This is a genomic window from Pseudomonas sp. NPDC086581, assembly GCF_044746165.1.
Taxonomy (GTDB): domain Bacteria; phylum Pseudomonadota; class Gammaproteobacteria; order Pseudomonadales; family Pseudomonadaceae; genus Pseudomonas.
In genome coordinates this window covers 190,334-210,341 of sequence record NZ_JBIVBR010000008.1, presented here as the reverse complement: position 1 = coordinate 210,341, position 20,008 = coordinate 190,334, and the positions used below count along the sequence as shown (strand labels likewise).

The window sequence follows — 20,008 nt, the reverse complement described above, 5'->3', positions numbered from 1 at the left end:
GTAGACGGCAAAAATTAGTATCAGTGTTCCACTAGAGGAACAATGGAATGGACGATCTAAACGACCTCTATTACTTCGCCCAGGTGGTGGAACATGGCGGCTTCACCCCCGCCGGCCGCGCCCTGGACGAGCCCAAGTCGAAGCTGAGCCGGCGTATCGCCGCGCTGGAAGAGCGCTTGGGCGTGCGGCTGATCCAGCGTTCGACGCGGCACTTCTCGGTGACCGAGATCGGCCAGGTGTTCTACCGGCACTGCGTGGCGATGCTGGTGGAAGCGGCGGCGGCCACCGAGGCCGTCGAGCAGCACCGTTCCGAGCCGCGCGGAGTAGTGAACCTGAGCTGCCCCACGGCGTTGCTGAATTTCTGGGTGGGCCCTATGTTGGCGCGCTTCATGGTGCAGTACCCACTGGTGGAGCTGCATGTACAGAGCACCAACCGCCAGGTGGACCTGATCCAGGAAGGCATCGACATCGCCCTGCGAGTGCGTTTCCCGCCGCTGGAAAGCAGTGATCTGGTGATGAAGGTGCTGGGCGAAAGCCGCCAGCGTGTGGTGGGCGCCCCGGCTTTGCGCGAGCGCTTGCCGGACAGGCCGACGCCCGCCGATGTGGCGGCATTGCCGACGCTGCACTGGGGCGTGGTGCAGCGCGAGTACAGCTGGCAGCTGGACGGCCCCAAGGGCGCCAGCGCGCAGGTGCGCTACCAGCCGCGAATGGTCACCGACGATCTGGTCGCGCTGCGCCAAGCCGCGCTGGCCGGCGCCGGCGCGGTGCACATGCCCGCCGTGGTGGTATGTGAGGACCTGAATGACGGCAAGCTGGTGAATCTACTGCCGGACTGGGCGCCGCGCACCGGGGTGGTCCACGCGGTGTTCCCTTCACGGCGCGGGCTGCTGCCGTCGGTACGAACCTTGCTGGATTTTCTGGGTGAGGAGTTCGAGAAGAGCGATATGTCCTAAGCGGAAGTCCTTTAGGCCTGACAGAAAATTCGCACTTTCGGCCCAAGGCACAGGTCGACTCTGCAGGAAATACAAGTCGGGAATAGGACGGACCTTTCTTAAGAAAGGCCTGACATACCTTTTCAGCGACCAACCCTTACCATTTGTCGAAATAAACGCCGTAACCAGTTCATCTGGTTGGAAATATCTGATTAATGTCTACCTTGAATACTGTTGGAAGATTGTCGAGGAGCAGCCGGTATGGCTAAGAATCTGAAAGAGCGTGCAACGGTCATCTGCCGCCTCGACGACAAGATTCTCTTCGTCCGCAAATCCAAGTCGAAATGGAACCTGCCCGGCGGCCGCATCGAGGCCGACGAACGCCCCGGCCAAGCCGCAATCCGCGAACTGATAGAGGAAACCGGGCTGGCCATCGAGCAGATGAACTATGTCGCGCCGCTGGAGCTGTACCAGACGTTGCACTACGTGTTCGAGACGCCGGTCAACCCGGCGCAGCAGCCCACGCCCCTGAACGAGATCGCCGACTGCCGCTGGTTCGCTCCCGAAGAACTGGAGCGCCGCCGGATCAACAAGTCGGCGCGCCGGTTGCTGCGTACCTGCCTGAAGGCCAGCTGACAGGCTGACGGACGCCGCGTATCAGGGTATCGTCAGCGCCTTCCTATAAGACGCCCGTACAGGATTTACCCCCATGCTTCGCGCTGCCCTGCTTTGCACCCTTGCGCTGTCCTCCGGCCTTGCCTTCGCCCAGGTCGAGGTGAAGCCCGTGCAGCATTCCAAGGTGGGCGAAGTACTGGCAGTACGGATCAGCGAGGAAATCGCTCCGGGCGACTACGAGCGCCTGTTCAAGGGGCTGATGGCCAACCCGGGCAAGTTCGCCCGCAAGGTGGCGCTGCTGGACAGCATCGGGGGCAGCGCCGCCGAATCGATCAAGATGGGCCGCCTGCTGCGCGAGTCCGGCTTCGAGACCCTGGTGCCGACCAACAGCGTCTGTCAGGGCTCCTGCGTCTACCTGCTGGCCGCCGGCAAGCACCGCACGGTGCGCGGCTATGTGGGCCTGCATCGCCCTTACTACCCCGCTGGCGATTCGTCGCAGGCGGCAGGCAGCTACAACGCCCGTACGTATTTCCGCGACATGGATATTCCGCTGGAACTGGCCGATACCATGCAGGCCATCGATCCGCAGCGCATGCGTGTGCTGACATCAGAGGAATTGCAGCGTTACCGACTGGGCGCCACGCCCAGCCAGGTCAGCGCCCGCTGACGTTCAGCGGCCACTGATCGGCCTCCAGATAGCCCAGCAGGCGCGGCGTCTGGTCCTTCTCACTGAGCACGAAGAGCGTCGAGGCGTAATCCGGCGTGGCCGGGTCATTAACGCTCACTGAGTGCTCCAAGTCCTCGATGCACTCACTGTGAGTCACCAGGATCAGGTTGCGGTGCGCGATCTTGTGCTGGAGCGCCTGTTCCAGCATCGAGCCTTCACACTTGTACAGCCAGGACTGCTCCTGCGGCATGCGGCCGAACATCGACGAGGCGGTCTGCACGGCGCGCAGCTGGTCGCTGCTGAGGATGTCGGCGTTGGCCAGGCCGAGGGCGGCGAAGTCCTGGCCGATCTCATGGGCGCTCTGCCCGCCACGCACGGTGATGCCGCTGGCGTCGGCCAGGCACGGCGCGCTTGAGCGGTCGCAGCGTTCGGCATGGCGCACCAGAACGATCAGGTCGCCGTTCTGCCAATGCTCGCGCAACTCGGCCTGGCGCTGGGCATCGCCCACCAGCGGCGTCGGCCGCGAGAAATCCAGCGGCAGAAAACCGCTGAGCAGGGCAATCACCGGAAGAATCGCGAGCAAGGCCAACCAGCCGCGGGACAGTGATCTGATGAATTTCGGGATGGGCATGGTTTGGGCCGCTACAGGGAATGGATCCGCATCCGTTTCCCCCGAAAAAAGGAGGGAGGCCCGACCCTTCCCTGGGATGACCATCGCACTGCGGGGTTGTCAGATGGCGGGCGATCAAACCCTATCCCCGGATTCGTGAAGAACCCGTTATGAATTGCTGAAGAATCCGTCTCTGTGAAAAACGACCGCCTGTCGTCTCGCCGCTTTCCGGGCTACAGCTGGCGAGATTCAACGGTTTTCGCTCATCGCAATGTGATAGAACAAGGCACAGTGCCATCAGAGAGCCGCCGCCATGCCGTACGACGCCTCCCCGGAAAATCCCGTCTACCAGACCCTCCTCGAATCCACCCGCGCCATCCCGTGGAAAATCGACTGGCGATCCATGACGTTCGCCTACATCGGCCCGCAGATCGAAGATCTCCTTGGCTGGAGCCAGGCCAGTTGGGTCAGCGCCAACGACTGGGCTGAGCGCATGCACCCGGAGGATCGCGAGCGCGTGGTGAACTTCTGCGTGTCGCAGTCCCGCGAGGGCACCGACCACGAGGCGGACTACCGCGCCCTCACCTCCTCCGGTGACTACGTGTGGATCCGCGATGTGGTGCACGTGGTGCGCGACGACAACGGCGAGGTGGATTCGCTGGTCGGCTTCATGTTCGACATCAGCGAGCGCAAGCGCGCCGAAGAGCAGCTGATCATGCTGCAGCGCCAGCTGGAGGAGTATTCGTACAAGGACGGCCTGACCGGCGTGGCCAACCGACGCATGTTCGATTCGGTGCTGGACACCGAATGGGGCAGCGCCCAGCGAAGCGGCCAGCCAATTTCGCTGGTGCTGCTGGATATCGACTACTTCAAGCAGTTCAACGATCACTACGGGCACATCCAGGGCGACGACTGCCTGCGCGGCGTCGGCAAGGCGCTGGCCGGCGCTCTGCATCGACCCAGGGACTTCATCGCGCGCTTCGGTGGCGAGGAATTCGTGCTGGTGCTGCCGGAGACCGACAGCGAGGCCGCGCGGCAGATCGCCGAGCGTTGTCGCAGTGTGCTGCGTGAGCAGCGCATAGCCCATGAGAAGTCCGCTGTCTCCGATATGCTCACCATCAGCCTGGGCGTCGGCACCGCCGTGCCCTCTTCCAGTGACCGTCCGCTGGACTTCGTCGCGGCGGTGGATCGCCTGCTCTACCGGGCCAAGCAGGCCGGGCGCGACCGGCTGGTTACCGCACAGTGGAGTCGTGGCGACGACCTGCGGCGTGATGCAGCAAGCAGCAGGCTCTGATTAGTGCGTGCCAAGCTCTGATAAAGAGCCCCCTGCGACGTCCTGACTCGACCAACCGGGCGAGCACTGGCGCCAGAGCTGTCTAAGCTCTATAGCCACACGCGCGTGCCGGCGGCAGCGCGGCGGCCTCACGAGGGTTACCGCCCACTGCGCCAACCCGATGGATCACCTGGCCCGGAGCCGGCATTGCGTAAAGCCGACCCCGTAACCAGGACCCCTGACCATGCACGATATCGACCCCGTCGAAACCCAGGAATGGCTGGACGCGCTGGAATCCGTACTGGAAAAAGAAGGCGAAGAGCGCGCCCACTACCTGATGACTCGCCTAGGCGAGCTGGCCAGCCGAACCGGCACGCAACTGCCCTACGCCATCACCACGCCCTACCGCAACACCATCCCCGTGGGCCATGAGGCCCGCATGCCGGGCGACCTGTTCATGGAGCGGCGCATCCGTTCGCTGGTGCGCTGGAACGCACTGGCCATGGTGATGCGCGCCAACCACAAGGACCCGTCGCTGGGCGGGCACATCTCCACCTTCGCATCCTCGGCGACCCTCTACGACATCGGCTTCAACTACTTCTTCAATGGCCCCACCGAGGAGCACGCCGGCGACCTGATCTACTTCCAGGGCCACGCCTCGCCGGGCTTCTATGCCCGCGCCTACATCGAAGGCCTGCTCACCGACGAGCAACTGGAGAACTTCCGCCAGGAGGTCGACGGCAAGGGCATTTCCTCTTATCCGCACCCGCGCCTGATGCCGAAGTTCTGGCAGTTCCCCACCGTGTCCATGGGCCTGGGGCCGATCCAGGCGATCTACCAGGCGCGCTTCATGAAGTACCTGGAGAGCCGTGGTTTCATTCCCGCCGGCAAGCAGAAGGTCTGGTGCTTCCTGGGTGACGGCGAGACCGACGAGCCGGAATCCCTCGGCGCAATTTCCCTGGCCGGGCGCGAGAAGCTCGACAACCTGATCTTCGTGGTGAACTGCAACCTGCAGCGCCTGGACGGCCCGGTGCGCGGCAACGGCAAGATCATCCAGGAGCTGGAAGGCGTGTTCCGCGGCGCTAACTGGAACGTGATCAAGGTCATCTGGGGGCGTTTCTGGGACCCGCTGTTCGCCAAGGACACCGCCGGACTGCTGCAGGCGCGCATGGACGAGGCGGTGGACGGCGACTACCAGAACTACAAGGCCAAGGACGGTGCCTTCGTCCGCGAGCACTTCTTCGGCGCGCGGCCGGAGCTGCTGGAGATGGTCAAGGATCTCTCCGACGAGGAAATCTGGAAGCTCAACCGCGGCGGCCACGATCCCTACAAGGTCTACGCCGCCTACCACGCGGCGGTGAACCACAAGGGCCAGCCCAGCGTAGTGCTGGCCAAGACCATCAAGGGCTACGGCACCGGCACCGGCGAGGCGAAGAACATCGCCCACAACATCCATGAGATCGACGTGGACAGCCTGCGCGCCTTCCGCGACCGCTTCGACATCCCGATCAAGGACGCGGACCTGGCCAAGCTGCCCTTCTACCGCCCCGACGAGGGCAGCGCCGAAGCGCGCTACCTGAAGGAGCGCCGCGCCGCCCTGGGCGGCTTCATGCCCCATCGCCACGGCAACAGCCAGCGTATCCCGGCGCCGCCGCTGGAAACACTCAGGGCACTGCTGGATGGCTCCGGCGACCGCGAGATTTCCACCACCATGGCCTTCGTGCGGATCATCTCGCAGCTGGTGAAGGACAAGGAGCTGGGCCAGCGCATCGTGCCGATCATTCCCGACGAGGCACGCACCTTCGGTATGGAAGGCATGTTCCGCCAGCTCGGCATCTACTCCTCGGTGGGCCAGCTGTACGAGCCGGTCGACAAGGAACAGCTGATGTTCTATCGCGAGGACAAGAAGGGCCAGATTCTGGAGGAAGGCATTACCGAGGCCGGTGCCATGTCGTCCTTCATCGCCGCCGGCACTGCCTACAGCAACTACCGCCAGCCGATGCTGCCGTTCTACATCTTCTATTCAATGTTCGGCTTCCAGCGCATCGGCGACCTGGCCTGGGCGGCCGGTGACAGCCTGACGCGTGGCTTCCTGCTGGGCGGCACCGCCGGGCGCACCACGCTCAATGGCGAGGGCCTGCAGCACGAGGACGGCCACAGCCATGTGCTGGCCTCGGTCATCCCCAACTGCCGCACCTACGACCCGACCTACTCCTACGAACTGGCGGTGATCATCCATGAAGGCGTGCGGCAGATGATGGAAGAGCAGCAGGAGGTCTTCTACTACATCACCGTGATGAACGAGAACTACCCTCACCCATCGCTGCCCAAGGGCGCCGAGGAAGGCATCATCAAGGGCATGTACCTCCTCGACGAGGACAAGCGTGCCGCCGCGCACCATGTGCAGTTGCTCGGCTCGGGCACCATCCTGCGCGAGGTGGAAGCGGCGGCGAAAATCCTCCGTGACGACTTCGGTATCGGTGCGGACGTCTGGTCGGTGCCCAGCTTCAACGAACTACGTCGCGACGGACTCGCGGTGGAGCGCTGGAACCGCCTGCATCCAGGACAGAAGCCACGGTCCAGCTATGTCGAGCAATGCCTGGGCGGGCGGCGCGGGCCAGTGGTGGCGTCCACCGACTACATGAAGGTCTACGCCGACCAGATTCGCCAGTGGGTGCCGACCAAGGAATACAAGGTGCTCGGCACCGACGGTTTCGGCCGCAGCGACACCCGCGCCAAGCTGCGCCACTTCTTCGAGGTGGATCGCCACTGGGTGGTGCTCGCCGCGCTGGAGGCCCTGGCCGATCGCGGCGACATCGAGCCGAAAGTGGTAGCCGAGGCCATCGCGAAGTTCGGCCTCGACCCGGAAAAAACCAACCCGCTGGACTGCTGAGGAGAGGCACGATGAGCGAGACCATTCGCGTACCCGACATCGGCAACGGCCAGGGCGAAGTCATCGAACTGCTGGTCAAGGTCGGCGACCGCATCGAAGCCGACCAGAGCCTGCTGACGCTGGAGTCCGACAAGGCCAGCATGGAGATCCCCGCGCCGAAAGCGGGCGTGGTGAAGGCGATCAAGGTGAAGATCGGCGATACCCTCAAGGAGGGCGATGAAATCCTCGAATTCGAGGCCGAAGGCGGCGCCGCCGAAGCCAAGGCCGAGGAACCGGCCCAACCTGCCGCCGAGGAACCCCAACCCGCCGCCGGGCCGGCGCCTCAACCTGCGTCTTCCGTTGGCGGCGTGGAAACCATCAAGGTGCCGGACATCGGCAATGGCCAGGGCGAGATCATCGAACTGATGGTCAAGGTCGGCGACCGCATCGAGGCCAACCAGAGCCTCCTGACGCTGGAATCCGACAAGGCCAGCATGGAGATCCCCGCGCCGAAGGCCGGGGTAGTGAAGGCGATCAAGGTGAAGATCGGCGACACCCTCAAGGAAGGCGACGACATCCTCGAACTGGAAACCGAGGGCGGCGCTGCGACGGCGAACACGCCGGCCGCGGCGGCGCCCGCCTCTGCCCCGGCTCCTGCGAAGGAAGAGAAGCCGGCACCCTCGCCGGTTGCCAGTGGCGGCGTGGAGACCATCCGCGTGCCGGATATCGGCAACGGCCAGGGCAACGTCATCGACCTGATGGTCAAGGTCGGCGACCGCATCGAGGCTGACCAGAGCCTCCTGACGCTGGAGTCCGACAAGGCCAGCATGGAGATCCCCGCGCCGAAGGCCGGGGTAGTGAAGGCCATCAAGGTGAAGATCGGCGACACCCTCAAGGAAGGCGACGAGATACTCGACCTGGAAGTGGCGGGCGCAGCGGTGGCTCCCGCAGCCGCCGCAGAAAAACCAGCCGCTGCGCCAGCGGCGAAAGCCGAACCGCCCAGGGCGCCGGACGTCGCCCCGGTGGGCGCGCCCAGCCGCGACGGCACCAAGGTGCACGCGGGCCCCGCCGTGCGCATGGTCGCCCGCGAATTCGGTGTCGACCTGGCGCAAGTCACCGGCACCGGGCCCAAGGGCCGCATTCTCAAGGACGACGTGCAGGCCTTCGTGAAGGAGCAGCTGCAACGCAGCAAGTCCGGCGCGCCCGCCGGCGCAAGCGGCGGCGCGGGCATCCCGCCGATCCCGGAAATCGATTTCAGCAAGTTCGGTGAAACCGAGGAAGTGGCGATGACCCGCCTGATGCAGGTCGCCGCCAGCAACCTGCACCGCAGCTGGCTGAACGTGCCCCACGTGACCCAGTTCGAGTCCGCCGACATCACCGAGGCGGAGGCCTTCCGCATCGATCAGAAAGCAGCAGCGGAAAAGGCCGGAACCAAGCTGACGATCCTGCCGATTCTGCTCAAGGCCTGCGCCCACCTGCTGCGCGAGCTGCCCGACTTCAACAGCTCGCTCGCCCCCAGCGGCAAGGCGCTGATCCGCAAGAAGTACGTGCATATCGGTTTTGCCGTGGACACTCCGGACGGCCTGCTGGTGCCGGTTATCCGCGACGTCGACCAGAAAGGGCTGCTGCAACTCGCCCTCGAAGCGGCCGAACTGGCGGAGAAGGCACGGACCAAGAAACTCTCCGCCGACGCGATGCAGGGTGCCTGCTTCACCATCTCCAGCCTCGGACACATCGGCGGTACCGGGTTCACGCCCATCGTCAACGCGCCGGAAGTGGCAATCCTCGGCGTAAGCAAGGCAGCGATCCAGCCCGTTTGGGACGGCAAGGCCTTCCAGCCCAGGCTGCTGCTGCCGTTGTCGCTATCCTATGACCACCGGGTGATCAACGGCGCGGCGGCGGCCAGGTTCACCCGCCGGCTGGGCGAAGTGCTGGGGGATATTCGGAGTCTGTTGCTGTAGCGCCCTTCCCGGCGTTGTTCGCGGGCAAGCTCGCTCCTACGAAGAGCTGATCGTACATGCCTCCCGTAGGAGCGAGCGGACGCCATCGTTATGGCACGCGAACCCGTTACATCCGGTCCAGCGGAATCCTCAGGTAACGCACCCCGTTTCCCTCCGCCTCCGGCAGCGCCCCACCACGCATGTTCACCTGGATCGACGGCCAGATCAGCGCTGGCGCATGCAGCGTGGCATCGCGCTCGTTACGCATGGCAACGAACGCCTCCTCGCCAATCCCTTGGTGCACATGGACATTCGCCTCACGCTCGCGCGCCACAGTGGTCTCGTGCTGGTGCTCGTTGCGTCCCGGCGCCAGATAGTCGTGGCACATGAACAGCCGCGTCTCGTCCGGCAAGGCGAACAGTCGCTGGATCGAGCGGTACAACTGCCGCGCATCGCCGCCGGGGAAGTCGCAACGGGCGGTGCCGTAGTCGGGCATGAACAGGGTGTCGCCCACGAACGCCGCATCACCGATCAGGTAGGTCATGCAGGCGGGGGTGTGGCCGGGTGTGTGCAATGCCTGGGCCTGCAGTTCACCGATGCAGAAGCGCTCGCCGTCTTCGAACAGGTGGTCGAACTGGCTGCCGTCGCAGGGGAAATCCTCGCCCAGGTTGAGCAGCCCGGCGAAGGTGCGCTGCACCTGGGCGATGCTCGATCCGATGGCCAGTTGGCCGCCCAGCTCGCTCTTGAGCCAGGCCGCCGCCGACAGGTGATCGGCATGCAGATGGGTTTCCAGCAACCACTCCACCGTAAGCGCCTGTTCGCGAACGTACTCGAGTATCTGGCGGGCGCCAGCGTTGCCAACGCGGCCGGCAGCTGCATCGTAGTCCAGCACGGGGTCGATGATGGCGCAGCGCCCGGTGCTGTGATCTGCCACCACATAACTGTAGGTGGACGTGGCCGGATCGAAGAAGTGCTGGATGGTGCCGCTCATACGGGTCTCCTGCTGGTCTCGACTTTCCATTCGTAGCCCGCCATCCCCACCAGCATGGCGAGGCAGAACAATGCACCCTGCCAGTAGCCGGCAGCAAAGGTCACCAGAGCCGGCCCCGGACAGATGCCGGCAATCCCCCAGCCAACCCCGAACAGCAGGCTGCCGCCGACCAGCCGGCCATCCAGGTCGCGGCGCTGCGGCAACTGCATCACGCCGCCCAGCAACGCGTGATCGTGCCGGCGCGCCCAAGTGAAGAACGGTAGACCAACCGTGATGGCGGCGAGCATTACCAGCGCCAGCGACGGGTCCCACTGCCCGGCGAGATCGAGTAAGCCCAGCACCTTGGCCGGGTTGGCCATGCCGGCCAGCAGCAGGCCGAAACCGAACAACAGCCCGGCCAGCAAAGCGACGATGCGGCTCATGCTCCATTCCCCAGCAGATGACGCGCGACAAACACAGTGGCAAAGCCGGTGCCCATGAAACACAGCGTCGCCACCAGCGAGCGACCGGACAGCCGCGACAAACCGCAGACGCCATGCCCGCTGGTGCAGCCGGAACCCAAACGGCTGCCGACACCGACCAGAAGTCCCGCCGCCACCAGCGTCATCCATCCCGCGTCGAAACGGATTTCCGGCAGTGGGCGCTGCACCGTCCACAACAACGGCGCCGCCAGTATTCCGAGCAGGAAGAACAGCCCTTCGCCCTTCCAGCCGGCGCCTTTGAACAACCCGCCGAGCAGGCCGCTGATGCCGGCGACACGACCCTCGAGCACGGCATAGAGCCCGGCCGAAAGACCGATCAGCGCGCCACCGGCCAGGGCGCTCCACAGGGTGAAATGCGTCCAGTCGATCATGTCGGTTGCTCCGCGCAGAACAGCCGGTACAAGGTCTCGATCACCGCCAGCGCCTGCTGGCTGGCAATGCGGTAGTAGACCTGCTTGCCGTCGCGGCGGGTCTCCACCAGCTCCTCGCGGCGCAAGACGGCCAACTGCTGCGACAGGGTGGGCTGGCTGATACCCGTAAGGGCTTCCAGCTCGCCGACGTTCAGCTCGCCCTGGGCCAACTGGCAGAGCAGCATCAAGCGGTCGGTGTTGGCCAGCGCCTTGAGCAACTGGCAGGCGGATTCAGCGGACTGGTGCAGGCGCAGGGCCTCGACGGGTTCGAGCGTGGTGGCGGTCATGGGAACGATCTACCAATAAACAATCTATATTTTTATAGATTGTTTTCCGCGTCATGACCAGCCCCTTGCCGCTTCCTCAGATCAGCGGCTTCTCGTACCGCCAGGCATCGGCGCCGTCTTCGTAGAAACCGGCGATCTGGCCGAAGCGGCGATAGCCACGCCGCTCATAGAGACCAATGGCGACGCTGTTATCGACACGCACCTCGAGCCGCAACGCCCTGCAACCGTGCCGCGCGGTGCTGCGCTCCGCCTGCTCCAGCAAACCACTGCCTAACCCCCGACCACGAGCCTGCTGCGAGGTCGCCAGCGAATACAGACGCGCCACCTTCGTGCCCCGGCGAAACAGCAGCAAGGCATAACCGAGCAACTCGCCACCCTCCTCCGCCACGATCAGCTCGGCGCTCGGCGCCGCGATCAGCTGGCGAAAGCCGCGCGCACTCAGACGGTCCTCGTGAAAAGTGCCTTCCTCCAACGCCACAAGAGCCGGAAAATCGGCACGGTTGGCAAGGCGACATAACAGCGACATGGGTTCTCCGTAAAACTTTCGTAATGGATCGGGACATTTCCGGAAGTTGCTGCTTAATAGACACACGGCAACTTCCAGACAGGTCCGTGAACAATGTCTTCGCTACACACTAACTTCCATGAAAAGTTGAATGCAAGCTCCCTCCAGACTGTCACCGAAGCCTCTGCGGAGCCGCCTTCAGCCCGTTCCAGCCAAGTCCTGATCATCGTCGAGCGCAAGGAAGACTGGGCTTCGTATATTCCCAGCGAAGATATGCTGAGCGCGCGGGAATACCTGGAAGACTCCCGCCAGTTCGAAGCGGGGAAACGCTTCCAGGTGATAAATCTGTGTCGCAACTACAAATACCTGGGCCACGGTTATTATTGTTCCCTGCTCGCCGAGGCGCGCGGGCACAAGGTGATTCCGTCGGTACGCACCATCAGCGAACTGGCGAAGAAATCCCTCTACGGGTTGGCCCTGGATGGCCTGGAAAAGACCCTGGAAAGAGCCCTCGACCAGCATCCCTGCGCCAGCACCGACGGCTTCACCCTGCGCCTGTACTTCGGCCGCACTGACCTCGAGCCGCTGCAGCCCATCGCACGCCAGTTATTCGATGCCTTCCCCTGCCCGATCCTGCTGGTGGACTTCCGCCGCACCGACGCCTGGCACATCGCCGGTGTACGCCCCGGCGCCCTGCACAAGCTGCGGGAGAACCAGGAAGACCAGTTCGCCGATGCCCTCGACCGTTTCAGCCGGCGCGTCTGGCGCCAGCCCAACTCGCGACGCCTGGCGCGCTATGACCTGGCCATCCTGCACAACCCGGCGGAGAGCCTGCCGCCGTCCAACGCCGGCGCGCTGGAGAACTTCGTCCGAGTCGGCCGGCAGCTGGGCGTCGACGTCGAACTGATCGAGAAGAAGGACTACGCGCGCCTGGCCGAGTACGACGCGCTGCTGATCCGCGAGACCACCCGCGTCGACGACCACACCTACCGCTTCGCCAAGAAGGCCGAGCGCGAGGGGCTGATCGTGATGGATGACCCGGCTTCGATCCTGCGCTGTACCAACAAGGTCTACCTGACCGACCTGTTGCGCGGACAGGGCCTGGGCATGCCGGACACGGAAATCCTCTACAAGGACAACCCCCAGGAGCTGGAGCGAGTCGGTGCTCGGCTGGGCTTCCCGCTGGTGTTGAAGATTCCCGACGGCTGCTTCTCCCGCGGCGTCTACAAGGTCGAGGATGCCCTGCAGCTGCGCCGCGTCAGCGCCGAACTGTTCGAGCACTCGGTGCTGCTGCTCGCCCAGGAGTACCTCTACACCGAGTACGACTGGCGCATCGGCATCCTCAACCGCAAGCCAGTGTTCGCCTGCCAATACTTCATGTCCCGCGGGCACTGGCAGATCGTCGAGCACAAGGCAGGCGGCGAGGTGATCGGCGAATGCCGCACGCTGCCGGTGGAAAGCGCGCCACCCGCCGTGGTGGAACTGGCGCTGAAGACCGCCAGCCTGATCGGCGACGGCCTGTATGGCGTGGACCTCAAGCAGGTCGATGGCGAAGTGGTGGTGATCGAGGTGAACGACAACCCCAACCTCGACGCCGGCATCGAAGACGCCTGCCTCAAGGACGACCTCTACCGCCAGGTGCTGGAGGAATTCATCCGCCGCCTGGAACTCAAGCGGCGCGGCCAGGCGCTGTGATCCACCCCCTCAAGGAGAACCCCATGGAAGCCACGCACATCGGTCTGACCATCCTGATCGCCATCGTCGTGTTCGGCACCGCGATCAACTACTTCGACCGCCGCATGAAGCCGCGCGAGGTGCGCGAGCAGGCCAGGCGCAAGGCTCAGCCGAAGCGCACGCAGTAGATCGGCGGCAGGTTCATCGACAGGCACTGCCAGTGATCGCCGCCATTCTCCGATAGCCACAGCCCGCCTGTGGTGGAGCCCATCGCCAGGCAAGCGCCATCGTCGTCCACCGCCAGGCCGTGGCGGTACACCAGGTCGAAGGCCGCGCCCTGCGGCAGGCCGCTGTCGAGCACCTGGAAACTGGCGCCGCCATCGCGGGTGCGGGTGACGACGAAGCGGGCGTCCACCGGAATCCGGCAGACGTCCTTCACGGCAGGAACGAACCAGGCGGTGTCCGGCCGGGTCGGGTGGACGGCGACGGCGAAGCCGAAGCTCGACGGCTTGACCTGCACGTCGCTCCAGCGCGCGCCGCCATCGGTGGAGGTGAAGATGCCGTTGTGGTGCTGCACCCACAGGCGCTGCGGCTGCGCAGGGCAATGCACCAGGCGGTGCGGGTCCTGGATGGCGCCCTCCTCGCGCAGCTCCGGCGGCATGTAATCGGCAAACATGCCGCTGGTGGTGAGGCGCCAGTTGGCGCCGCCATCCTCGCTCTGCCACACGCCGCCGCAGGACACGGCAACGGTCAGGTGCTGGCTGTCGCGCGGGTCGACGCTGATCGAGTGGATGCCCGGCCAGTCGTAGCCGCCGCCCATCCAACGCGATCGCTCGGGGCGGTCCCAGAGCGGGCGATTGAGCTCCCAGCTGTCGCCACTATCATCACTGCGGAACAGGCCGCCGGGAATGGTCCCGGCCCAGAGCACGCCAGGCTCCGCGGCCCCGCCGGTCTCCAGGCACCAGACCTGCTGCAGGATCCAGGGCGCAGGCGGGCCTTCACCCTCTTTAGGCTCGGGTAGCGGATCGGGTTGCGACGGGTAGGTCGGCACGGCGATCTCCTGCCAGTCCTCACTGGCACGCTGACGCCACAGCTTGCAGCCGAAGTGGCCGAGGTTGAGGGCGGCATAGAGGGTTTCATCGCGCGGGTCGGCGAGCACCGTGCTCAGCGGCTCGCCGATGAAGTCCCGGCGGGTTTCCTGCCAGCCGTCCGCGCCACGCTGAAAGGTGAACAGCCCCTTGCGAGTCGCCACCAGCAGTAGATCATCCATCTTGCTCTCCTGAAATGCCGCCTGGTCCTCAGCCACCGCTCAGAGCCTGGACCACGTAGACCTCACTGTCCGCCGCCAGCGCATCGCTGAGGCGCGCGCGGTCGCGCAGACGCAGGCCGTCGATGAAGATCGTCAGGTGCCGGCGCAGCCCGCCCTGGTCGTCGAGCAGATAGCCGCGCAGTTTCGGCGCCTCGACGAATACCGCTTCCAGCGCGCCGGCGAGGGTCACGGCCGGCAACTCGCGCTCCTCGATGGGAACGTGGCGCTGGATCGATGGGGCGAAGACGATGCGGCACATGGGCGGGCCCGTTGCGGACGCTGATTGCCCCAGTCTAGGGCAGACTTGGCGGGCGTTCCGGTCGCTTCGACGGGATGCGCGAAGGGCCACGAAATGGCTCTGGGACGGCCTTCGCGGTGGTCACCCGCGAGCATTCAGTTTCGATTTGGCAAAACCAAACGTCGTGAAAATCACATTTAACAAACCCATACGCCGTGCGAGTCTGCGGGAATCGTCAGCCAAATCCTTCGACATGCACCTGCTCGTTTCGCCCGCACCGCTGGAACCCGTCGCCGCCCGCAAGGCCGGCAGCGTCGTCCGCCTGCCGCGCAAACATGCCCGCTGGCTCGAACTGCAACCGCTGACCCTGCCTCTGGAACTGGCCTTCTGGGCGCTCTGGCATTGCCGCCACGCGCGCCCGCCGGACACCACCTCTCGCTGACCGGGCACCCCGCCCGACTTCGCCCGACGGAGCTACATTCATCGAAGAGCTCGGCTAATCACGGCCAACGCTTTTCATCGAACAAGACGTAGCCCGTTGCATCGCTTGCCTGCCTTCAATCCCGTGTCCTTCGGCGCGGCCCTGGCCTGCAGGTCGTCAGCGCATCCGCGTGGATGCTAACGAGAGCCCCATGAATTTCGCCTCCGTGCAAGAAGCCCAGTATTTCCTGGCCCAGAATCCCGATATCGAGATGGTCGAGCTGTTCATCCTCGACGCCAACGGCGTGCCGCGCGGCAAGCTGCTGCACCGGGAGGAACTGCTCGCCGTGTACCAGTCCGGTCGGCCGTTGCCCAGCACCATCCTCGGACTCACCATGCATGGCGAGGATGTGGAGGATTCCGGGCTGGTCTGGGACGTCGGCGATATCGACTGCCGCGCCTACCCGCTGGCCGGCAGCCTGGTTCGCCTGCCCTGGCGGCAGATTCCCACGGCGGCGGTGCAGGTCAGCATGCACCCCGAGGAAGGCAAGCCGGCCGACATCGCCGACCCGCGCCATGTGCTGATCCACGTAATTGACGACCTCAAGGCCGCCGGCTACCACCCGGTGATGGCCTGCGAGCTGGAGTTCTACCTGCTGGACGCAAAGCGCGACGCCAACGGCCGCCCGCAACCGGCTCTGGATGCCGACGGTGGCCGCCCGCGTGCCACCCAGGTCTACGGCCTGCGCGAACTGGAGCAGATCGAGCCCTTCCTCGCCGACCTTTATGCCGCCTGCAAGGCCCAGGGCATTCCGGCACGCACCGCCATTTCCGAGTACGCGCCGGGCCAGGTGGAAATCACCCTGGAGCACGGCGACGCGCTGGTCGCCATGGACCAGGCCGTGCGCTACAAGCGCCTGGTGAAGGGCGTGGCGCACAAGCACGGCATGCAGGCGTGCTTCATGGCCAAGCCGTTCGACGACCTGGCCGGCACTGGCATGCACATGCACGTTTCCCTGGCCGATGCCGAAGGCAACAACCTCTTCGCCAGTGAAGACCCGGCGGGCACTCCGCTGCTGCGCCAGTCCGTAGGCGGCATGCTGAAAAGCCTGCTCGACTCGCTGCTGCTGTTCTGCCCCAACGCCAACTCCTATCGCCGCTTCCAGGCCAACAGCTACGCGCCGCTGGCGCCGACCTGGGGCTGCGACAACCGCACCGTGAGCCTGCGCGTGCCCGGCGGCCCGGCCAACACCCGGCACGTGGAGCACCGCATCTGCGGCGCCGATGCCAACCCTTATCTCGCTGCGGCGGCCATCCTTGCCGGCATCCATCGCGGCATCCGCGAGCAGATCGATCCGGGCGCGCCGGTGGAAGGCAATGGCTACGCCCAGGCCAAGGAACTGCTGCCCACCGACTGGCTCACCTCGCTGCGCGCGCTGGAGCGCTCCAGCTGGGCACGGGATGCGCTGGGCCACGAATTCCTCGGCGTCTACCTGAAGGTCAAGCAGGCCGAGTACCGCCAGTTCATGGGCGAGGTCGGCGAGCAGGACTGGCGCTGGTATCTGACGCAGGCGTGAGGGCGCTCTGTTGAGTCGTGGACTCACGAGCCCCTCACCCCAGCCCTCTCCCAGGGGGAGAGGGTGCCGACTGTGCCGAGATGAGCTTTCCGCGCACTGATACACCCGGCAAAACCGAATTTACAACCCGCACCAAACTGTCCCCTCTCCCTCTGGGAGAGGGCTAGGGTGAGGGAAAACGAACAACAACAGGAACACCGAAATGAACGCTGCACTGAACCCCGCCACTCCCGCCCCCGAGCGCGCGAAGTCCTACTACTCCGCGAGCCTCAACGAAGAGACCAGCTACCCCACGCTGCAGGGCGAGGTGAACGTCGACATCGCCATCATCGGCGGCGGCTTCACCGGCGTAGCCACCGCCGTGGAGCTCGCCGAGCGCGGCTACAAGGTCGCCATCGTCGAGACCAACAAGGTCGGCTGGGGCGCCAGCGGGCGCAACGGCGGGCAGGTCACCGGCAGCCTCTCGGGCGATTCCGCCATGGAGAAGCAGATGCGCCAATGGCTGGGCGACGACGTCGACGATTTCATCTGGCACCTGCGCTGGCGGGGCCACGAGATCATCAAGAGCCGCGTGGAGAAGTACGGCATCCAGTGCGATCTGAAGTTCGGCCACCTGCACGCGGCGATGAAGCAGTCGCACATGGACGAACTGAAGGCCACCTTCGATGACGCCAAGCGTCGCGGCATGGGCGACGAGATCAGCCTGCTGGACGGCGCCGGCGTGCGCGCACACCTGGAGAGCGACCTCTACTGCGGTGCCATCAAGAACACCCGCAACATGCACCTGCACCCGCTCAACCTGTGCATCGGCGAAGCCAAGGCAGCCGCCAGCCTGGGCGCGCTGATCTTCGAGCACTCCGAAGTGCTGGATATCATCCACGGCCCGCGTCCGGCGGTGGTCACCTCGGGCGGGCGGATCAATGCCGCCCAGGTGATGCTGGCCGGCGACGTCTACCACAAGCTGGAGCGCAAGCAGCTAAAGGGCATGATCTTCCCGGCCATGGGCGGCATCGTCACCACCAAGCCGCTGGGCGAGCTGGCCAAGCGCATCAACCCGCAGGACCTGGCGGTCTACGACTGCCGCTTCGTGCTCGACTACTACCGAATGACCGGCGACGGCCGCCTGCTGTTCGGCGGCGGCGCCAACTATTCCGGCCGTGACTCGCGCGACATCGCCGGCGAGCTCCGCCCGTGCATCGAACGCACCTTCCCGGCACTCAAGGGCGTGGACATCGAGTTCCAGTGGAGCTGCGCCATGGGCATCGTGATGAACCGCATCCCGCAGCTGGGCAAGCTTTCGGAGAACGTCTGGTACTGCCAGGGCTACTCCGGCCACGGCGTGGCGACCACCCACATCATGGGCGAGATCATGGCCACGGCAATGACCGGCGACCTGGAGAAATTCGACACCTTCGCCCAGTGCAAGCACATCCGCGTGCCCATGGGCGACGTGTTCGGCAACCCGATGCTGGCCGCGGGCATGTGGTACTACCAGATGATGGAGAAGCTGCGCTGACAGCAGCTCCCGACATCAACCTGTAGGACCGAGGGGGACGCCTGGTCCTTGCTCGCGAACCACATTCTGCCGGTATAACCGAGGAGCCCGGTCATCGATGGGTATCGCTGCGCTCCACGCCATCCTACGTCCGTGCTTCGCCTTGGTTTCGATGTGGATGGGAGCGCTGATCGCGGACGAAGTCCGCTCCTACGAAGAGCCGAATCTCCCAAAAATCCTCGGCTCTGGCTCTGAAGACTTCCAGGGAAATATCCGCGCACTCCGACTGCCCCGTTCAGGAGGCCTCGTTGAAGCGGAGTTTCAGGGGTTGAGCGACATGGATGTCGCGAGAGCCGCGATGGGCCAGGGATGGCCCTTCGCGGCGGGCCCCTGAAACTTCGCTTCGACGAGGGAATTTTTCGCCTAGGCGAAAAACCGGATGTCCGGGGCAAGACCTTTGCCTACTTTGGGTCGTTTGCCAAAGTAGGTCGCCCGAGGGGGCGAAACACGGACTCTGCGCGCACGCCAAAGCGGCGCGGAAATACGCAAGCTGACGCAGCACGGAGCAAAGGGTAAACGCCGGTCCTGCCGACAGATCGCGGGCATGGCCAGCTCCTACAGGGTTTCGGCGATCAGGGAACGCCCATCCTCCGCCCGTACCCGCAGCCACTCGACACCACCGCCCCGCTCAGGGATAAAGGCTCCACTTCGAAATTGGAGTGAGCCATGCGTTTTCCCTCGATGACCGCCCTGCGCGTGCTGGACGCCGTCGCCCGCCTGGGCAGCCTGTCCGGCGCGGCCAGCGAGCTGAGCCTGACCCGCAGCGCCGTCAGCCACCAGCTGCACAGCCTGGAAGACTGCTTGGGCATCCCGCTCACCGAGCGGGTCGGCCGCGGCATAGCGCTGACCTACCACGGCGAATGCTTCGCCCGCGAAACTCAGCGCGCCCTGGCGATCCTCAACGAGGCGCGGCGCTTCGCCAATGCCGAGGAAGTCTCCGGCCGCCTGTGCGTGAGCTGCACGCCCGGATTCGCCACCTACTGGCTGTGCCACCAGATCGGCAAGTTCCAGCGCGCCCACCCGCAGGTGGAGCTGAACCTGGTCTCGCCGCGGGTGCCCGACGACGTCAGCGACCGCGACGTCGACCTGTTCATCGCCTACGGCGTCGGCGACTGGACCGACCTGCACGTCGACCTGATCGCCACCCTGGACACCTTCCCGGTGTGCAGCCCGTCGCTGATCAACTCCGTCGGCGGCCTCGATTCGCCGGAAGACCTCGCCAGCCTGCCCTTCCTGCACATGGTCGATCACTCCGACTGGCTGCTGTGGACGGCCGCCGCTGGGGTGAAGAACCTCAACGTGCGCAACGGCATCGTCTTCTCCGATGCGCACCTGGTGCAGTCGGCGGCCATCGCCGGGCAAGGCGTGGCCATGGGCGATGCGCTGGTCAGCGGCGACGCCATGGCCAAGGGGCAGCTGGTGCGGTTGTTCAACGTCGCCATAGAACCGCCCAACCGCTACTACTTCGTCACCGACCCGGCCAAGTCCGAACGCCCCGACGTACGTGCCTTCAAGGCCTGGATGAAGGCCGAGCTGCGGATGTCCGAGCAGTTCCGCCACAGCGGCCGCAGCGCGGTGATCGGTGAATGATTTCGAACAATGAGGGCGAAAAAACGCGATTGATGCGGAGAGAGATTTAACAATACTGCAT

19 protein-coding genes and 1 pseudogene are annotated in these 20,008 nt (G+C 65.1%); 12 read left to right on the top strand and 8 right to left on the bottom strand.

Annotated elements, in window-relative coordinates:
• Positions 1-47 precede the first annotated feature (47 nt).
• The 3 genes from ACIPK7_RS17695 to ACIPK7_RS17685 all read left to right on the top strand — a co-directional run bounded on the left by ACIPK7_RS17695 (position 48) and on the right by ACIPK7_RS17685 (position 2,214).
• The gene (locus ACIPK7_RS17695) at positions 48-953 is read left to right on the top strand and encodes a LysR family transcriptional regulator (RefSeq protein WP_401089206.1); all 906 of its coding nucleotides are present in this window, start codon (positions 48-50) and stop codon (positions 951-953) included.
• Between the two features lie 240 nt (positions 954-1,193).
• Positions 1,194-1,568 carry an NUDIX hydrolase gene (locus tag ACIPK7_RS17690; RefSeq protein ID WP_401089204.1) on the top strand — a complete coding sequence of 125 codons (375 nt, stop codon included), beginning with the start codon at positions 1,194-1,196 and terminating at the stop codon, positions 1,566-1,568.
• 73 nt (positions 1,569-1,641) lie between these two features.
• Positions 1,642-2,214: a hypothetical protein gene (locus ACIPK7_RS17685; protein ID WP_192432962.1), complete on the top strand. Its 573-nt coding sequence runs from the start codon at positions 1,642-1,644 to the stop codon at positions 2,212-2,214.
• Here ACIPK7_RS17685 and ACIPK7_RS17680 read toward each other — a convergent pair.
• On the bottom strand, positions 2,201-2,845 hold the full coding sequence (locus ACIPK7_RS17680) for a histidine phosphatase family protein (RefSeq protein ID WP_401089202.1): 645 nt from the start codon (positions 2,843-2,845) through the stop codon (positions 2,201-2,203). The genes ACIPK7_RS17685 and ACIPK7_RS17680 overlap by 14 nt on opposite strands.
• Positions 2,846-3,137: 292 nt before the next feature.
• On the opposite strand from ACIPK7_RS17680, the gene ACIPK7_RS17675 reads away from it, so the two are divergent.
• From ACIPK7_RS17675 to aceF, 3 genes are all read left to right on the top strand, one after another.
• Positions 3,138-4,118, top strand: coding sequence for a diguanylate cyclase domain-containing protein (locus ACIPK7_RS17675; RefSeq protein WP_401089200.1), 981 nt, complete (start codon positions 3,138-3,140; stop codon positions 4,116-4,118).
• Positions 4,119-4,341: 223 nt separating this feature from the next.
• Entirely contained in the window at positions 4,342-6,990 is a 2,649-nt protein-coding gene (gene aceE, locus ACIPK7_RS17670) for a pyruvate dehydrogenase (acetyl-transferring), homodimeric type (RefSeq protein ID WP_401089199.1), read from the top strand.
• Positions 6,991-7,001: 11 nt separating this feature from the next.
• On the top strand, positions 7,002-8,930 hold the full coding sequence (gene aceF, locus ACIPK7_RS17665; protein WP_401089197.1) for a dihydrolipoyllysine-residue acetyltransferase: 1,929 nt from the start codon (positions 7,002-7,004) through the stop codon (positions 8,928-8,930).
• A 106-nt stretch (positions 8,931-9,036) separates the two neighbouring features.
• On the opposite strand, the gene ACIPK7_RS17660 is transcribed toward aceF, so the two are convergent.
• The 5 genes from ACIPK7_RS17660 to ACIPK7_RS17640 form a co-directional block, all read right to left on the bottom strand.
• Entirely contained in the window at positions 9,037-9,900 is an 864-nt protein-coding gene (locus tag ACIPK7_RS17660; RefSeq protein ID WP_401089195.1) for an MBL fold metallo-hydrolase, read from the bottom strand.
• Entirely contained in the window at positions 9,897-10,322 is a 426-nt protein-coding gene (locus tag ACIPK7_RS17655; protein ID WP_401089193.1) for a DUF6691 family protein, read from the bottom strand. Before ACIPK7_RS17655 ends, ACIPK7_RS17660 begins: the two co-directional genes overlap by 4 nt.
• Positions 10,319-10,753, bottom strand: a complete 435-nt coding sequence (locus tag ACIPK7_RS17650; RefSeq protein WP_401089191.1) for a YeeE/YedE family protein — start codon at positions 10,751-10,753, stop codon at positions 10,319-10,321. Before ACIPK7_RS17650 ends, ACIPK7_RS17655 begins: the two co-directional genes overlap by 4 nt.
• Positions 10,750-11,079, bottom strand: coding sequence for a helix-turn-helix transcriptional regulator (locus ACIPK7_RS17645; RefSeq protein ID WP_192432954.1), 330 nt, complete (start codon positions 11,077-11,079; stop codon positions 10,750-10,752). Before ACIPK7_RS17645 ends, ACIPK7_RS17650 begins: the two co-directional genes overlap by 4 nt.
• A 76-nt stretch (positions 11,080-11,155) precedes the next feature.
• Complete coding sequence (locus tag ACIPK7_RS17640) at positions 11,156-11,605, bottom strand: GNAT family N-acetyltransferase (RefSeq protein WP_401089189.1); 450 nt, start codon at positions 11,603-11,605, stop codon at positions 11,156-11,158.
• 180 nt (positions 11,606-11,785) lie between these two features.
• On the opposite strand from ACIPK7_RS17640, the pseudogene ACIPK7_RS17635 reads away from it, so the two are divergent.
• Together ACIPK7_RS17635 and ACIPK7_RS17630 are read left to right on the top strand one after the other, a co-directional pair.
• Positions 11,786-13,279 (top strand): annotated as a pseudogene (locus ACIPK7_RS17635) (RimK family protein); the annotation flags it as partial.
• Between the two features lie 23 nt (positions 13,280-13,302).
• Complete coding sequence (locus ACIPK7_RS17630) at positions 13,303-13,446, top strand: hypothetical protein (protein ID WP_167523213.1); 144 nt, start codon at positions 13,303-13,305, stop codon at positions 13,444-13,446.
• On the opposite strand, the gene ACIPK7_RS17625 is transcribed toward ACIPK7_RS17630, so the two are convergent.
• On the bottom strand, positions 13,425-14,528 hold the full coding sequence (locus ACIPK7_RS17625; RefSeq protein WP_401089187.1) for a WD40/YVTN/BNR-like repeat-containing protein: 1,104 nt from the start codon (positions 14,526-14,528) through the stop codon (positions 13,425-13,427). The two genes, ACIPK7_RS17630 and ACIPK7_RS17625, sit on opposite strands and share 22 nt — an antisense overlap.
• A gap of 28 nt (positions 14,529-14,556) precedes the next feature.
• Positions 14,557-14,826, bottom strand: coding sequence for a MoaD/ThiS family protein (locus ACIPK7_RS17620; RefSeq protein ID WP_192404720.1), 270 nt, complete (start codon positions 14,824-14,826; stop codon positions 14,557-14,559).
• A gap of 232 nt (positions 14,827-15,058) precedes the next feature.
• Between ACIPK7_RS17620 and ACIPK7_RS17615 the strand changes: the two genes are divergently transcribed.
• The 4 genes from ACIPK7_RS17615 to ACIPK7_RS17600 all read left to right on the top strand — a co-directional run bounded on the left by ACIPK7_RS17615 (position 15,059) and on the right by ACIPK7_RS17600 (position 19,947).
• Positions 15,059-15,247, top strand: a complete 189-nt coding sequence (locus ACIPK7_RS17615; protein ID WP_192432950.1) for a hypothetical protein — start codon at positions 15,059-15,061, stop codon at positions 15,245-15,247.
• A gap of 190 nt (positions 15,248-15,437) precedes the next feature.
• Complete coding sequence (locus ACIPK7_RS17610; protein ID WP_192432949.1) at positions 15,438-16,802, top strand: glutamine synthetase family protein; 1,365 nt, start codon at positions 15,438-15,440, stop codon at positions 16,800-16,802.
• 202 nt (positions 16,803-17,004) lie between these two features.
• Complete coding sequence (locus ACIPK7_RS17605; RefSeq protein WP_401032150.1) at positions 17,005-18,318, top strand: NAD(P)/FAD-dependent oxidoreductase; 1,314 nt, start codon at positions 17,005-17,007, stop codon at positions 18,316-18,318.
• Positions 18,319-19,023: 705 nt separating this feature from the next.
• Positions 19,024-19,947: a LysR substrate-binding domain-containing protein gene (locus ACIPK7_RS17600; RefSeq protein WP_081518536.1), complete on the top strand. Its 924-nt coding sequence runs from the start codon at positions 19,024-19,026 to the stop codon at positions 19,945-19,947.
• The last annotated feature ends 61 nt before the right edge of the window (positions 19,948-20,008 follow it).

Coding starts and splice junctions, on each gene's coding strand:
- ACIPK7_RS17695 (WP_401089206.1), top strand. CDS start 48: ATGGACGATCTAAACGACCTCTATTACTTCGCCCAGGTGGTGGAACAT.
- ACIPK7_RS17690 (WP_401089204.1), top strand. CDS start 1,194: ATGGCTAAGAATCTGAAAGAGCGTGCAACGGTCATCTGCCGCCTCGAC.
- ACIPK7_RS17685 (WP_192432962.1), top strand. CDS start 1,642: ATGCTTCGCGCTGCCCTGCTTTGCACCCTTGCGCTGTCCTCCGGCCTT.
- ACIPK7_RS17680 (WP_401089202.1), bottom strand. CDS start 2,845: ATGCCCATCCCGAAATTCATCAGATCACTGTCCCGCGGCTGGTTGGCC.
- ACIPK7_RS17675 (WP_401089200.1), top strand. CDS start 3,138: ATGCCGTACGACGCCTCCCCGGAAAATCCCGTCTACCAGACCCTCCTC.
- aceE (WP_401089199.1), top strand. CDS start 4,342: ATGCACGATATCGACCCCGTCGAAACCCAGGAATGGCTGGACGCGCTG.
- aceF (WP_401089197.1), top strand. CDS start 7,002: ATGAGCGAGACCATTCGCGTACCCGACATCGGCAACGGCCAGGGCGAA.
- ACIPK7_RS17660 (WP_401089195.1), bottom strand. CDS start 9,900: ATGAGCGGCACCATCCAGCACTTCTTCGATCCGGCCACGTCCACCTAC.
- ACIPK7_RS17655 (WP_401089193.1), bottom strand. CDS start 10,322: ATGAGCCGCATCGTCGCTTTGCTGGCCGGGCTGTTGTTCGGTTTCGGC.
- ACIPK7_RS17650 (WP_401089191.1), bottom strand. CDS start 10,753: ATGATCGACTGGACGCATTTCACCCTGTGGAGCGCCCTGGCCGGTGGC.
- ACIPK7_RS17645 (WP_192432954.1), bottom strand. CDS start 11,079: ATGACCGCCACCACGCTCGAACCCGTCGAGGCCCTGCGCCTGCACCAG.
- ACIPK7_RS17640 (WP_401089189.1), bottom strand. CDS start 11,605: ATGTCGCTGTTATGTCGCCTTGCCAACCGTGCCGATTTTCCGGCTCTT.
- ACIPK7_RS17630 (WP_167523213.1), top strand. CDS start 13,303: ATGGAAGCCACGCACATCGGTCTGACCATCCTGATCGCCATCGTCGTG.
- ACIPK7_RS17625 (WP_401089187.1), bottom strand. CDS start 14,528: ATGGATGATCTACTGCTGGTGGCGACTCGCAAGGGGCTGTTCACCTTT.
- ACIPK7_RS17620 (WP_192404720.1), bottom strand. CDS start 14,826: ATGTGCCGCATCGTCTTCGCCCCATCGATCCAGCGCCACGTTCCCATC.
- ACIPK7_RS17615 (WP_192432950.1), top strand. CDS start 15,059: ATGCACCTGCTCGTTTCGCCCGCACCGCTGGAACCCGTCGCCGCCCGC.
- ACIPK7_RS17610 (WP_192432949.1), top strand. CDS start 15,438: ATGAATTTCGCCTCCGTGCAAGAAGCCCAGTATTTCCTGGCCCAGAAT.
- ACIPK7_RS17605 (WP_401032150.1), top strand. CDS start 17,005: ATGAACGCTGCACTGAACCCCGCCACTCCCGCCCCCGAGCGCGCGAAG.
- ACIPK7_RS17600 (WP_081518536.1), top strand. CDS start 19,024: ATGCGTTTTCCCTCGATGACCGCCCTGCGCGTGCTGGACGCCGTCGCC.